Raw genomic sequence first — 13,300 nt, forward strand, 5'->3', positions numbered from 1 at the left:
TGCGTTTTACTAATAGTGTTTGGTATCAGAAGATAAGCATCGATCTAGCCCGCGCGCCAACGTCCATTCCCACGCCATCGAGGCCTGGGAATAAATTGCGCCTATCAACTCCTATGCTCAGTAACGTATGCCGAAGGTGGCGCCTCCTCCGGGCAGGGATGACGATTTTGGTGAAACCACGAACCAGCCCGTCACCCGAAGTTATCTGATTACCCATGTCCGGCCGCTGATCAAGCGGGACAAAGGGAGCGTCGCTAGGGCCGAAAGGGTGAAATGTAAACACTGATTTCTGAGCGGGGATGCGCCTGTCGATTGCGGGCGGAGTTAGCGCAATCGCCTTGTGCGACCCGAGGCTTCTGACATGCTCGGGTAGGTATTGTGCGTCAGGCAATATCATGAAGACAGCAGCGTCGATGTCGACGTCCTGTTCAACTGCGAAGAAGAGAGCAACGAGAGGATCTCGCGTCCAATCAAGGAAACGAGTGGGCACGCCAAAATGCTGTGCAAGAATTCGGTCGTTGGAATAACCTCTCTGGATAGAAGGGAGGTACGGAAGGCCCTCGTTAAAAAAGACTTCTAGGCACCGCGCTTCATACGCGTCGTAGCTAGCCTCCAACGTGCCGTTGAATATGTTCGGGTTCTGTATCCGATACAAGCCCGGAACGAGACCCCAACACGAATCATGATGCCCGCGAAATATATGCCGATAGTCACCTGGCTGTGATTCTATCAGCGATAGATATTCAGACAGGGAACTTGTCTGCATTTCTAAAATGTTCAAAGGTCGCAGCTTCCGATTAATTTTGACGTTCGCCAAAGGTACGTGCGCGGTTCTGATTTTTGCATCATCGCTCGCTCCCACCGGATCGCATTAGGGGGATACGCAGGGGGATCGGTGCTTTGACCGGAACCTAATTATACAATTAATTCAAGATATTAGGTATAATAAATGGTGCTGCTAGAGAGATTTGAACTCTCGGCCTCTCCCTTACCAAGGGAGTGCTCTACCCCTGAGCTATAGCAGCATCTGAGCGGCGCGGTTGCTCCCGCGTCGTTGGTGAGCGGCCTATTGCCATAGGTTCAGGATGAGCGCAAGCGGCAAATCAACTATTTGTCGAGAACTTACAAGAGTTACGACCAAGCTTCGGCAACAGGCTCTGTTGTCGAGCCGTCATTGAGGAAATGCATCAGATCGCCGGTGATCGCCATGTGGAGACGACGGACGGCGGGGCCAAATGGCAGCCCCGCCGTGTGTTCAGCTATCATTTCGCCGGAACATCGACAGTATCCAGCGTACTGCTCAGCAGCAGTGCCAGGATCGTGCAGATCGCACCCGAGATCAGGTAACCGCCGATGAAGATAATGCCGAAATTGCTGGCAAGGCCGAGTGCGACCAGAGGCGCAAAGCCTGCACCGATCAACCAGGCAAGGTCGGAGGTCAAAGCGGAGCCGGTATATCTGTAGCCCTTACTGAAACGCGAAGACACGGAGCCGGAGGCCTGACCGAACGACAGGCCGAGGATGGCAAAGCCGAGGATGATGAAGGCCGCCTGCCCTGCGCCACCTGCATTGAGCAGGAAAGGAGCAGTGAAGCTGAACACGGCGATGATGAATGCGCCGATCAGCAACTGGCGCCGGCGCCCGATGCGGTCTGCCAGGAAACCCGACAGCATGATGGTTGCAAAGCCACAGAGCGCGCCCAGCACCTGCACGAACAGGAAGGGGCCGGCCGATTGTCCGCCGTGCAAGGTTACCCAGCTCAAGGGGAAAATCGTCACCAGATGGAACATGGCGAAGCTCGCCAGCGGTGCAAAGGCGCCGATCACGATATCAAAACCATGGACCCGCAACACGTCCGTGATCGGCTTGGCTTCGAGTTCGTGATTTTCCATCGCCGTGCCGAATTCATGCGAGGCGACGATGCGCAGCCTTGCAAACAAAGCCACGACGTTGATCGCAAACGCGACGAAGAAGGGAAAACGCCAACCCCATTCAAGGAAATCCGCATCGGAAAGATTAACGACGAAATATCCGAACAGTATGCTGGCCAGAGCGAAGCCGACAGGCGCTCCGAGCTGCGGGATCATCGCGTAAAAACCACGGCGATTCGGCGGCGCGTTCATTGCCAGCAGGGAGGCCAGACCATCCCACGCTCCCCCCAGCGCAAAACCCTGGCCGAGACGGAACAGGGCCAGAAGCGCCACGGACCACATGCCGATCGTCTCATAGCCCGGCAGGAAGGCGATGGACGCGGTCGAGCCACCAAGAATGAGCAGCGCCGTCGTCAGCTTCGTGCCACGGCCGAAGGTTCGGTCGATCCACATGAAAACGAAGGATCCGACCGGTCTTGCCAGGAAGGCAAGCGAGAAGATGGCGAAAGAATAGAGTGTCGCGGTGATCGGGTCCGGCGCGAATGGGAAAACCAGCCGGGGAAAGACCAGCACACAGCCCAGACCAAAAACGAAGAAGTCGAAAAATTCGGACGTCCGGCCAATCACCACGCCGATGGCGATGTTACCCGCCGAAATCGGCTTGTCATCGTGGATGTGCCTTGCGTCTCGCTCCAGTGCCGAGGACGACGGTCCAGTCGTCAAGATTGTTGCCTCTGCCATGACTAACGTTCCTCCTTCGCGTCATTGCAACAATGAGTATGTTGGCCGGACTTGCTGTCAATCAAGATTTCAACCGAGAATTTGTGAAAATTCGAAAATTAGCAAATTTTGCCACAATCGTCAGGTTCGGCGCCATAAGCTCTGTCTTCTGTCAACTTTATGAGCTAGATTGCGCGCCGCAGGGCCGCCCTCCATTCAGATGGAGCAGGTGGTGGTCGGTGGTGCGAAAAATTGTAGCACTGCGACGAAACACCTCATGGAGATCGGGGCCACGCTCCGATAGGCGAACTAGATAAAAAGCAAATTTGAGCAGACCTATGTCCCCAATCGTACGGCGTCTTTGCCAGCTTTCCCTCTTCCTTATCCTCCCCTTGATGTCGGGCTGTGACCTCGTGGTCATGTCGCCGTCGGGCGATATCGCCCAACAGCAGGCCGATCTCATCGTCGTCTCGACGGTGCTGATGCTGCTGATCATCGTCCCGGTATTGTTCCTGACCTTGTATTTCGCCTGGCACTATCGCCATTCGAACACCAAGGCCAAGTATGATCCCGAATGGCATCACTCGACCCGCCTCGAAGTGGTGATCTGGGCCGCACCGCTTGCGATCATCATCGCACTCGGCGCGATCACCTGGATCAGCACCCACAAGCTCGACCCTTTCCGTCCGCTCGACCGGATCGACGCGGAAAGAACGATCCCGGAGGGCACCAAGCCGCTGGAAGTCGAGGTCGTGGCATTAGACTGGAAGTGGCTGTTCTTCTATCCGGAATACGGCATTGCCACCGTCAACGAGATGGCGGCCCCGATCGATCGTCCAATCACTTTCAAGATCACCTCCTCTTCAGTGATGAACTCTTTTTACGTTCCCGCGCTTGCCGGCATGATCTATGCGATGCCGGGCATGGAGACGAAGCTTCACGCCGTGATCAACAAAGAAGGCGTGTTTGACGGGTTTTCCTCCAATTACAGTGGCGCCGGCTTCTCGCACATGCGCTTCAAGTTCCACAGCGTGAACCAGGAAGGCTTCGACGGCTGGATTGCACGCGTGAAGCAGAACGGCACCGCGCTCAACCAGGACACATATTTGAAGCTGGAAAAGCCCAGCGAACGTGAGCCAGTGCGCTACTACGCCACCGTGCAGCAGGACCTCTACCAGCGGGTCCTCAACATGTGCGCCGAAACGGGCCGGATGTGCATGAGTGAAATGATGCATATCGACATGATGGGCGGCGGCGGCGTCGAGAGCCACGAAAACCGCGACAAGCTGCGGTACGACAATCGCCACATGGAGCATTATTCAGCCGGCCATGGCCCCGTACCCGCCCTCGGCGCCACGGTGCCGGCATCAGGCGAGCCGGCAAAGAGCGACGCAGCTCCGCATGAAGGCGGTCACTCAATGTCTGGCATGAACCACGACAGCGAAGGGCCGGCGCCGGCCCAGCTCAACAAGAATTAAACCTGGCGCTTTGCGTCGCACGACATACACGACATAAATGAACGGGTTGTCCCATGTTTTCTGATCCTGACCTCCTGAAGTTCATCTTCGGTCGGTTGACACTCGAATCGATCCCCTATCACGAGCCTATCCTCGTCGCGACCTTCTGTGGTGTCGCCCTCGGGGGCATCGCGCTTATGTGTCTTCTCACCTACATGAAATGGTGGGGGCCACTGTGGCACGACTGGATCACCAGTATCGATCACAAGAAAATCGGCATCATGTACATCATCCTTGCGATCGTGATGCTGCTTCGCGGCTTCTCGGACGCAATCATGATGCGTATCCAGCAGGCCATCGCCTTCAACGGTTCGGAAGGGTATCTTCCGCCGCATCACTACGACCAGGTCTTCACCGCCCATGGCGTGATCATGATCTTCTTCGTTGCGATGCCTTTCGTGACCGGTTTCATGAACTTCGTCGTGCCGCTGCAGATCGGCGCACGCGACGTTTCCTTCCCGTTCCTCAACAACTTCTCGTTCTGGATGACCACAGCAGGCGCGATCATCGTGATGATCTCGCTGTTCGTCGGTGAATTCGCACGGACGGGCTGGTTGGCCTATCCGCCGCTTTCGGGCGCGGATTACAGTCCTGGTGTCGGTGTCGATTATTACATCTGGGGACTTCAGGTCGCGGGCGTGGGAACGACGCTTTCAGGCATCAACTTGATTGCCACGATCGTCAAGATGCGCGCTCCCGGCATGTCCTTCATGAAGATGCCTGTCTTCACCTGGACTTCGCTCTGCACCAACATCCTGATCGTCGCCACCTTCCCGATCCTCACCGCAACGCTCGTTCTTCTGTCGCTCGACCGCTATGTCGGCACGAACTTCTTCACGAACGATCTTGGCGGCAACCCGATGATGTATATCAACCTCATCTGGATCTGGGGTCATCCGGAAGTGTACATCCTGGTGCTGCCGGCCTTCGGTATCTTCTCCGAAGTCGTCGCAACCTTCTCCGGCAAGCGCCTGTTCGGTTATGCCTCGATGGTATACGCCACCTGCGCGATCATGATCCTGTCCTACCTCGTGTGGCTGCACCACTTCTTCACGATGGGTTCGGGCGCTTCGGTCAACGCCTTCTTCGGCATTACCACGATGATCATTTCGATCCCGACAGGGGCGAAGATCTTCAACTGGCTGTTCACGATCTATCGTGGTCGCGTCCGTTATGAAGTTCCGATGCTCTGGACGATCGGCTTCATGATCACCTTCGTCATCGGCGGTATGACCGGCGTCATGCTGGCAGTTCCGCCGGCCGACTTCGTGTTGCACAACTCGCTGTTCCTGGTCGCCCACTTCCATAACGTGATCATCGGCGGCGTGCTGTTCGGCCTGATGGCCGGCGTCACCTACTGGTTCCCGAAGGCATTCGGCTACAAGCTCGATCCCTTCTGGGGCAAGATGAGCTTCTGGTTCTGGTTCATCGGCTTCTACTTCGCCTTCATGCCGCTCTACGTGCTCGGCCTGATGGGCGTTACCCGCCGCATGTCCCAGTTCGAAGACCCTTCGCTGCAGATCTGGTTCATCATCGCTGCAGTCGGCGCCGGCATGATCGCCATCGGCATCCTGTCGTTCATCATCCAGCTCGTCGTCAGCTACATCAAGCGCGAGGAACTGAAGGATGAGACGGGCGATCCGTGGCATGGCCGTACTCTGGAATGGTCGACGTCTTCGCCGCCGCCGGACTACAACTTCGCCTTCACGCCGGTCGTTCACGATCACGACAGCTGGTACGACATGAAGAACCGCGGTTATGCGCGTCCGCTTCAGGGTTTCAAGCCGATCCACATGCCGAAGAACACCGGCACGGGTGCAATCCTGGCAGCGCTCAACGTTGTCCTCGCATTCGGCCTGATCTGGTACATTTGGTGGCTGGTCGCCGTATCCTTCATCGCCATCATCGCGGTCGCCATCGGCCATACCTTCAACTACAAGCGTGACTTCTATATTCCGGTGGAAACCGTTTCCGCGGAAGAAGCCAAGCGGACAGAACTGCTGGCTAAGCAGGTGTGACAATGAGCAATATTCAGAGCCAATCTGCGGAAAAGCCGCAATTCTATCTCGAGGAAGACCATCATCCGGAAGGCAGCACGAACCTCGGGTTCTGGCTGTACCTGATGAGCGACTGCCTCATCTTCGCGACGCTGTTCGCGACCTATGCCGTGCTCGGCCGCAATTATGCGGCCGGCCCCTCGCCGGCCGACCTGTTCGACCTGAAGCTCGTGGCAATCAACACCGCCATGCTGCTGTTCTCGTCGATCACCTACGGCTTCGCGATGCTGCAGATGGAACGCGGCGCCAAGCAGGAAACCCTGTTCTGGCTCGGCATTACTGGCCTGTTCGGCCTCGCCTTCCTGGGTATCGAACTCTATGAGTTCCATCACATGATCCTTGAAGGTGCTACCCCGCAGCGTTCGGCCTTCCTCTCGGCCTTCTTCACCCTGGTCGGCACGCACGGTCTGCACGTGACGTTCGGCCTCATCTGGCTGGTCACGCTGATGGTGCAGGTATCCAAGCACGGCCTGATTGCTGAAAACCGCCGCCGCCTGATGTGCCTTTCGATGTTCTGGCACTTCCTGGACGTCGTCTGGATCGGTGTCTTCTCTGTCGTCTATCTCATGGGAGTAGTCGGATGACCACCAACTCCACCTCGCACGAAGATGCGCACGAAGCCCACCACGGCCATAGCCATGGCCACGAAGCCGGGCATGGAAGCCTCAAGAGCTATGTGACAGGCTTCGTGCTGTCGGTGATCCTGACCGCCATTCCATTCTGGCTGGTCATGGGTGACGTTCTCGACAGCAAGGTTGCCACCGTCGCAGCTATCATGATCATCGGCGCGATCCAGATCGTCGTCCATATGGTCTACTTCCTGCACATGAACACCAAGTCCGAGGGCGGCTGGACGGTGATGGCGCTGATCTTCACGATCATCATCGTGGCGATCGCACTGATAGGCTCGCTCTGGGTCATGCATCATCTCAACACGAACATGATGGTCATGTCGCCCGAGATGATGAAGAACCTGCCTTAAGGCACATCAAGGTAGCCCGCTCCAGGGCTACCTTCACCAGACCGCACGGACTGGCACGAACACTTCTGAAGAAATGGAAACGCCCGTGAAATCATCTCTTGGCTTTCGGGCGTTTCTGCTTTTTGCGGCTCTTGTCTTCACCGCTCTCGGCCTTTGGCAGGTCCAGCGGCTTTTCTGGAAGCTTGACCTGATCGCCCGCGTGGATTCCCGCGTCCATGCCGAAGCGATAGCTCCGCCAGCAAATGCCGAATGGCTGACCATCGACGGCGATGCCGAATATCGGCATGTGACGCTGGCCGGAACCTTCGACCATTCACGCGAAACTCTGGTTCAGGCGGTGACGGAAAGAGGCCCCGGCTTCTGGGTCGTCACGCCGCTCACCTCGGAAGACGGCAGAACCGTACTCGTCAATCGCGGATTCGTACCTCTGGAACGGCGTGATCCCGCATCCCGCACGGAGGGTCAGCCGCAAGGCGAAGTGAACGTTAGCGGGCTACTGCGCCTTACCGAACCCGGAGGGGCATTCCTTCGCAGTAACAACCCTGTTGCCGGCAACTGGTATTCCCGCGACGTGCAGGCTATCGGCGCAAACAAGGGGCTTGCCAATCTTGCGCCCTATTTCATCGATGCCGATGCAACTGCCAATCCGGGCGGTTATCCGGTGGGAGGCCTGACGGTCATTCAATTCAGGAACAGCCACCTTGTCTACGCGCTGACGTGGTTCACGCTTGCGATCATGTCTTTTGCAGCCCTGGTTCTGATCCCGCGCTTCCTGCGCAAGGAGACCTGACAAGGGCTCTCGCGGGCGGCTGCAAAGCCGAGTTGCAACAGCACAAGAATAATTTCAACTCCATCTTGAACCACCCGCCTGCCGACACGAGATGCCAATTTGTCGCGATAGGCACCGATCGCGTATTTCTCTCTACTGGAAACCGTCTTTGTTCTTGTAGTGAGAGCGTATTTTAGAGCACTCGTTAAAACCCGGAAGACGCGCTATACAATGGCGGATCAGCTGATCCGACACTGGAGTCGGTAACGCTGTCGCGTTGGTGAAGGCATATGCAGAAAACGCTGCTACGTTACATATGGGAGCATACAAAACCGCAGCAGGTCTTCATCCTGCTGATCGTCGCCTTGTCGATGATCCCGTATTTCCTTGCCTTCGACCTTCCAAAGCAAATCATCAACGGCCCGATCCAGGGCCAGGGCTTCGAGGACCTGAGCGCTACCCAGACGTTCATGGATTTTTCGTTCACCATTCCGCTGCTGGGCTACACGTTCGGCTTCGACGGTTTTCCGCTTGATCGCATGCAAACCCTGGTCGCGCTCAGCCTCGTATTCCTGCTTCTGGTGGTCATCAACGGCGCATTCAAATATTACATCAACACCTATAAGGGCCGGCTCGGCGAACGCCTGCTGCGCCGCATCCGTTTCGAGCTCGTCGATCGCGTCCTGCGCTTTCCGCCCCGTCACGCCAAAAGCCTGAATGGCGCCGAAATTGCCAGCATGATCAAAGACGAAGTGGAACCGTTCGGCGGTTTCACCGGAGATGCCTTCGTCCAACCCGCCCTTCTCGGCGGTCAGGCGCTTGCCGCACTCTTCTTCATCATCCTGCAGAACTTCTGGCTCGGCATGGTCGCGGCATTCATGGTGGCGATCCAGGTGATCATCATCCCGAAAATGCGCCGCAGGCTGATCGAACTTGGCCGGCAAAGGCAGATCACAGCCCGGCGGCTGGCGGGTAAAGTGAACGAGGTGGTCGAGGGCCTGGGTACGATCCATGCCTACGATACGTCGAATTTCGAACGCGCAGACGTGGCAAGCCGGCTCGGTGAAATATACCGGATTCGCTACGACCTTTATCAGTGGAAGTTTCTGGTCAAATTCCTCAACAACTTCCTCTCGCAGGTGACGCCGTTCCTGTTCTACCTTATCGGCGGCTATCTCACCTTGCGCGGCACGCTCGACGTCGGTCAGCTTGTGGCCGTCATCAATGCCTACAAGGATCTGCCAGGGCCTCTGAAGGAACTGATCGACTGGGATCAGGCACGACAGGACGTGCAGGTGAAATACGAGCAGATCTTCGAGAACTTCGAAGTCGAAGATTTGATCAATCCTGCCCTTCATGCTCTCACACCCGCGGCGGCCCAACCACGCAGCGAAACGCTTCAGGCCGTTTCAGTCTCCATCAGCGATGACAGTGGCGCCAAGGTTGTCGATCACGTGACGCTGAAGATCGATCGTGGTGAAACAGTCGCCATGGTGGATCATGCCGGCAGAGGCGCCGAAGCGATGGCGGAGGCCTTCGGCCGAATGGCATGGCCATCAAGCGGCCGGATCTGCCTCGGTGACAACGACATCAGGGAGCTTCCCGAATCGGTCACCGGGCGCCACATTTCCTATGTTTCCACCGACAGCTATTTCTTCCACGGCAGCCTCAAGGACAACCTCCTTTACGGCCTGAAGCACGCTCCGGTGAAAAAATATGAGTATGAAGGCCTGAAAGCCCGGCAGCGGCTTTGGGAGATCCGCGAAGCCAGAAAAGCTGGCAATCCACATCTCGATATCCGGGCTGGCTGGGTCGATTACAGCTACGCGGCGCTTGGCAATGGCGCCAAGGAGGATTTGCGCAAGTCGCTTCTGGCGGCACTCGACGCGGTACAGTTGACCGACGACGTGCTTGAGCTCGCACTTCATTCGATAATCAATCCGGAGGAGGATCCGGATTTTGCCGCGCGCGTGGTCGAAATGCGGCGCGCTTTGCGTACACGGATGAACGAACTCGGGATGGATTCTCTTGTTATTCCGTTCGAACCGGATGGATATAATGCTCAGGCAACCGTTGCAGAGAACCTGCTGTTTGGGGCGACACTGGCGCCGCTGACGCCGGATAACGAGCTGCTCTCCAGCGAGCATTTCTACACGGCGCTCAACAAGGTTGGGCTGCAGCGTCCGTTCGCCGAAATAGGAAGAACAGTCGCCAGGAACCTCGTTGAAATCTTCGGAGGCCTTCCGGCAGACCACCCATTCTTCCGGCAGGTCACGTCGCTGTCGGCGGAAGACATCAGCTATTATCAAAGCCTGCTGCAGCGGAAGAACGAGCCTAAGCCGGTCAATTTCCGGCTGTCCGAGGCAGACAAGGCGTTCATCCGTCTTACGCTGGAATATATCGAGCCCCGTTATCGCCTGGGTATCCTGACAGACGAGCTGAAGGACAAGATCGTCGGTTCGCGCGAACTTTTCTATACCGAGTTGCCGGCGCACCTGCGTGAACTTGTCGAGCGCTACGACCCGGACAAATATGTTTCCGTCGCGACATTGCGTGAAAATATCGTGTTCGGAAAGCTGAGCAACAGCAATGCCGATGGGGTCGCCGAACTTCGCACGCTGGCGGGCACCGTTTCCCGTGAACTAGGCTTTGCCGACCAGCTTCTAAATGCCGGTCTTGATTACGATATCGGTGCCGGCGGACGGCGTCTGACACCGATCCAGAGGCGAAAACTTAATCTCGCACGCGCATTGATTAGGCGGTCTGATTATTACGTGTTCAACAAACCTCTTCCGGGTCTCGAAAGACACACCCAGGAGGAAATTGTTCAAAACGTGCTTGCATTTCTGGGTCAACAGGAGAATGATCCAGCTGTAATATGGGTCCTGTCAAATATCTCTTTGTCACGTTTGTTTGACAAAGTCGTTATGTTCGATGGAGGCGCAATTCTCGAAGAGGGCTCCTACGAGACCCTTGAACAGGAGAGTGGAACCTTCAAGGCTCTGGTGGCTTAGCCATCGATCCGACACGAAAGGCGGAAGAGCGATGTTGCTATGTGATGAAGTTCAACTGCTGCGGAAGCTTCCGTATTTTGCGGAAGTAGATACGTGCAAGCTCAAGCTGCTCGCATTCGCATCCGAGCGCGTGACATTCAAGGCTGGCCAGCGTCTCTTCACTCAGGGCGATAGCGGGGACTCCGCCTACTTCATTCTTAGCGGAACCGTCGATTTCCTCGTGACCACACCCGATGGCCCGGTAAAGGTCAGCGAACGGGGTGCAAACTCGATCGTCGGCGACATATCGCTTCTTTGCGATGGGCCGCGCAGCTCTACCGTTCAGGCCGCAGGTGTTGTCGAAGCGTTGAAGATCAACAAGGATTACCTCTTCCGGATCATGGACGATTGCCCCGGCATGACCATGAAGATGACGCGCGCCCTTGCTGAGCGGCTGCGTCTCACCTCTTCGGAACTGGATAAGGTTCGGGCCCTGCAGAAGGCCTGATCAGCCTTAATCACTCACAGCTTGCGATAGACGTAATACCTGCCTTCGTTGACCGATGGTAGGCGTGGGATCTCGCCGAGCTGCGGATGGGCCAGCGGAAGGCCGCTGACGGCATAACCGCCTGAACCAAGCATATCGACAATCATCTGCGGCAGCCATGACAGCGTGATGGCATCCTTGTCCGGATAACCGGTGCCGATATCGGCGTGGACCAGAGCGGCGCCGCTTCCTGCAAATTTCTGTCCCGTCTCGTTGATCTCACCGATGATGAAATCGTCTTCATGCGGTGCAGCCGAGCGATGCGCATTCATTGCCCGGTCGAATGCAATCACCCGTCGATCGGCAAACAGTTCGCGCAGATGGCTGTAGGTTCGTCCGTTACCCAGTCCGACTTCCAGCACGTCACCTTCCGGCGGCAGGCCCAGATCACGGGCGACATGATTGAGGATATCACGCTGGGCGGACATGCGATTGATAAACGCGTCGAGACGGCTCATGAGCGTTCAGTACCTCAGGCTTTGACGATAACGTCAGCGGAAATTCCCTTGCGGGCGAAAACGTTGCGCGTATCGACGATCAAAGGTGCCAGGCGGGATATAGCGTCATAATCGACATTGTCATGGTCGGTGGCGATGACCACCGCATCGAAAGACTTCAGCGCGGCCTCGTCCCATTCAATCGATCTGCGGCCTTTGAGTTCGGCATATTCGCGGGTCGAGGGAATTTCCGGCACATAGGGGTCGAAATAGGCCGCCGATCCGCCGCGACGCTCGATCAGTTCCATCAGACGCAGTGACGGGCTTTCGCGGATGTCGGGTACGTTCTTCTTGTAGGCAAGGCCGATCAGCAACACCTTGGACCGGCTGAGCGCCTTGCCGCTGCGGATATCCAGTGCCTCCGCCAGCCGTGTCACAATATGGTGCGGCATAGCTGTGTTGATCTCGCCAGCAAGCTCGATGAAACGGGTCGGCGTCTCGAATTCACGCGACTTCCAGGTCAGGTAAAACGGATCGATCGGGATGCAGTGACCGCCGAGGCCGGGGCCGGGATAAAAGGGCATATAACCGAACGGCTTGGATTTGGCCGCATCGATGACCTCCCAGACGTCGATGCCCATGGCGTCGTAGACGAGCTTCAACTCGTTAACGAGGGCGATGTTAACGGCGCGGAAGATGTTTTCGGTGAGCTTGACGGCTTCGGCGGTGGCGGTGGTCGAGACCGGCACGATGGTCGATACCGTTGCACCATAAAAGGCCTGCATCAAACCGGCAGCAGCTTCGCCATCACCGGCGACCACTTTCGGAATGCTGGCGGTGTGGAACTGCCGGTTGCCCGGATCCTCCCGCTCGGGCGAATAACCGAGGAAGAAGTCGGCACCGGACTTCAGACCCGTCTTTTCGAGGATCGGTTTCACCACCTCGTCGGTCGTGCCGGGATAGGTGGTCGATTCGAGCACGATCAACTGCCCCGGACGCAGGGTCGCGGCAATCGCCTCGGCCGTTTTCGCCACATAGGAGAGGTCCGGATCGCGATGCGCCGTTAGCGGCGTCGGTACGCAAATCGCCACGATATCGCATTCGGCCAGACGGGTGAAATCGGAGGTCGCGGCAAAACGGCCAGCCTCGCATTCCGCCTTCAACACCTCGGTCGGAACGGCCTCGATATAGCTTTCACGGCGATCGATGAATTCGATCTTGGACGGGTCGATATCGAAACCGACGACCGTGAAACCCGCCCGCGCAAACGCCATCGCCAGTGGCAATCCGACATAGCCAAGCCCCACAACGCCGGCTTTGGCCGTGCGTGCGGTGATCTTCGCGTGAAGCGTCGAGGAAAGGGATGTATCGGTCATGACGGGAGAAATCCTAGCGATGAGGCAGTGG

The 13,300-nt window shown here is 57.0% G+C and carries 11 protein-coding genes and 1 tRNA gene; 7 read left to right on the forward strand and 5 right to left on the reverse strand.

Annotated features, from left to right (window positions below; translation table 11 throughout):
* Positions 1-25: 25 nt before the first annotated feature.
* From FHP24_RS29415 to FHP24_RS09900, 3 genes are all read right to left on the reverse strand, one after another.
* Positions 26-766, reverse strand: coding sequence for an FRG domain-containing protein (locus tag FHP24_RS29415; RefSeq protein WP_394344613.1), 741 nt, complete (start codon positions 764-766; stop codon positions 26-28).
* Between the two features lie 184 nt (positions 767-950).
* A tRNA-Thr gene (locus FHP24_RS09895) sits at positions 951-1,025 on the reverse strand.
* A gap of 237 nt (positions 1,026-1,262) precedes the next feature.
* Positions 1,263-2,612 (reverse strand): MFS transporter, encoded by a 1,350-nt coding sequence (locus tag FHP24_RS09900; RefSeq protein WP_139675880.1) that lies wholly within the window; start codon positions 2,610-2,612, stop codon positions 1,263-1,265.
* Between the two features lie 317 nt (positions 2,613-2,929).
* Here FHP24_RS09900 and cyoA point away from each other — a divergent pair, with 317 nt between their 5' ends.
* From cyoA to FHP24_RS09935, 7 genes are all read left to right on the forward strand, one after another.
* Positions 2,930-4,069, forward strand: coding sequence for a ubiquinol oxidase subunit II (cyoA, locus tag FHP24_RS09905; RefSeq protein WP_139675881.1), 1,140 nt, complete (start codon positions 2,930-2,932; stop codon positions 4,067-4,069).
* A gap of 53 nt (positions 4,070-4,122) precedes the next feature.
* Entirely contained in the window at positions 4,123-6,126 is a 2,004-nt protein-coding gene (cyoB, locus tag FHP24_RS09910) for a cytochrome o ubiquinol oxidase subunit I (RefSeq protein WP_139675882.1), read from the forward strand.
* A gap of 2 nt (positions 6,127-6,128) precedes the next feature.
* Positions 6,129-6,749 carry a cytochrome o ubiquinol oxidase subunit III gene (gene cyoC, locus FHP24_RS09915; RefSeq protein ID WP_139675883.1) on the forward strand — a complete coding sequence of 207 codons (621 nt, stop codon included), beginning with the start codon at positions 6,129-6,131 and terminating at the stop codon, positions 6,747-6,749.
* A complete protein-coding gene (cyoD, locus tag FHP24_RS09920; protein WP_139675884.1) occupies positions 6,746-7,147 on the forward strand; it encodes a cytochrome o ubiquinol oxidase subunit IV in 402 nt (133 codons plus the stop codon). The genes cyoC and cyoD overlap by 4 nt, the downstream gene beginning before the upstream one ends.
* Before the next feature lie 73 nt (positions 7,148-7,220).
* Positions 7,221-7,937 carry an SURF1 family protein gene (locus tag FHP24_RS09925; RefSeq protein ID WP_139675885.1) on the forward strand — a complete coding sequence of 239 codons (717 nt, stop codon included), beginning with the start codon at positions 7,221-7,223 and terminating at the stop codon, positions 7,935-7,937.
* Positions 7,938-8,206: 269 nt separating this feature from the next.
* The gene (locus FHP24_RS09930; protein WP_139675886.1) at positions 8,207-10,930 is read left to right on the forward strand and encodes an ABC transporter transmembrane domain-containing protein; all 2,724 of its coding nucleotides are present in this window, start codon (positions 8,207-8,209) and stop codon (positions 10,928-10,930) included.
* Between the two features lie 31 nt (positions 10,931-10,961).
* Entirely contained in the window at positions 10,962-11,417 is a 456-nt protein-coding gene (locus FHP24_RS09935; RefSeq protein ID WP_139675887.1) for a cyclic nucleotide-binding domain-containing protein, read from the forward strand.
* A 14-nt stretch (positions 11,418-11,431) separates the two neighbouring features.
* On the opposite strand, the gene FHP24_RS09940 is transcribed toward FHP24_RS09935, so the two are convergent.
* Positions 11,432-11,914: a class I SAM-dependent methyltransferase gene (locus FHP24_RS09940; protein WP_139675888.1), complete on the reverse strand. Its 483-nt coding sequence runs from the start codon at positions 11,912-11,914 to the stop codon at positions 11,432-11,434.
* A 14-nt stretch (positions 11,915-11,928) separates the two neighbouring features.
* Positions 11,929-13,269, reverse strand: coding sequence for a nucleotide sugar dehydrogenase (locus FHP24_RS09945; RefSeq protein WP_139675889.1), 1,341 nt, complete (start codon positions 13,267-13,269; stop codon positions 11,929-11,931).
* Positions 13,270-13,300 lie beyond the last annotated feature (31 nt).

Origin of the sequence: Aliirhizobium smilacinae, from assembly GCF_006335145.1 — a bacterium.
Classification (GTDB): domain Bacteria; phylum Pseudomonadota; class Alphaproteobacteria; order Rhizobiales; family Rhizobiaceae; genus Neorhizobium; species Neorhizobium smilacinae.

Excerpts from the sequence above, each read along its gene's own strand:
- FHP24_RS29415 (WP_394344613.1), bottom strand. The coding sequence starts at position 766 with ATGCAGACAAGTTCCCTGTCTGAATATCTATCGCTGATAGAATCACAG.
- FHP24_RS09900 (WP_139675880.1), bottom strand. The coding sequence starts at position 2,612 with ATGGCAGAGGCAACAATCTTGACGACTGGACCGTCGTCCTCGGCACTG.
- cyoA (WP_139675881.1), top strand. The coding sequence starts at position 2,930 with ATGTCCCCAATCGTACGGCGTCTTTGCCAGCTTTCCCTCTTCCTTATC.
- cyoB (WP_139675882.1), top strand. The coding sequence starts at position 4,123 with ATGTTTTCTGATCCTGACCTCCTGAAGTTCATCTTCGGTCGGTTGACA.
- cyoC (WP_139675883.1), top strand. The coding sequence starts at position 6,129 with ATGAGCAATATTCAGAGCCAATCTGCGGAAAAGCCGCAATTCTATCTC.
- cyoD (WP_139675884.1), top strand. The coding sequence starts at position 6,746 with ATGACCACCAACTCCACCTCGCACGAAGATGCGCACGAAGCCCACCAC.
- FHP24_RS09925 (WP_139675885.1), top strand. The coding sequence starts at position 7,221 with ATGGAAACGCCCGTGAAATCATCTCTTGGCTTTCGGGCGTTTCTGCTT.
- FHP24_RS09930 (WP_139675886.1), top strand. The coding sequence starts at position 8,207 with ATGCAGAAAACGCTGCTACGTTACATATGGGAGCATACAAAACCGCAG.
- FHP24_RS09935 (WP_139675887.1), top strand. The coding sequence starts at position 10,962 with ATGTTGCTATGTGATGAAGTTCAACTGCTGCGGAAGCTTCCGTATTTT.
- FHP24_RS09940 (WP_139675888.1), bottom strand. The coding sequence starts at position 11,914 with ATGAGCCGTCTCGACGCGTTTATCAATCGCATGTCCGCCCAGCGTGAT.
- FHP24_RS09945 (WP_139675889.1), bottom strand. The coding sequence starts at position 13,269 with ATGACCGATACATCCCTTTCCTCGACGCTTCACGCGAAGATCACCGCA.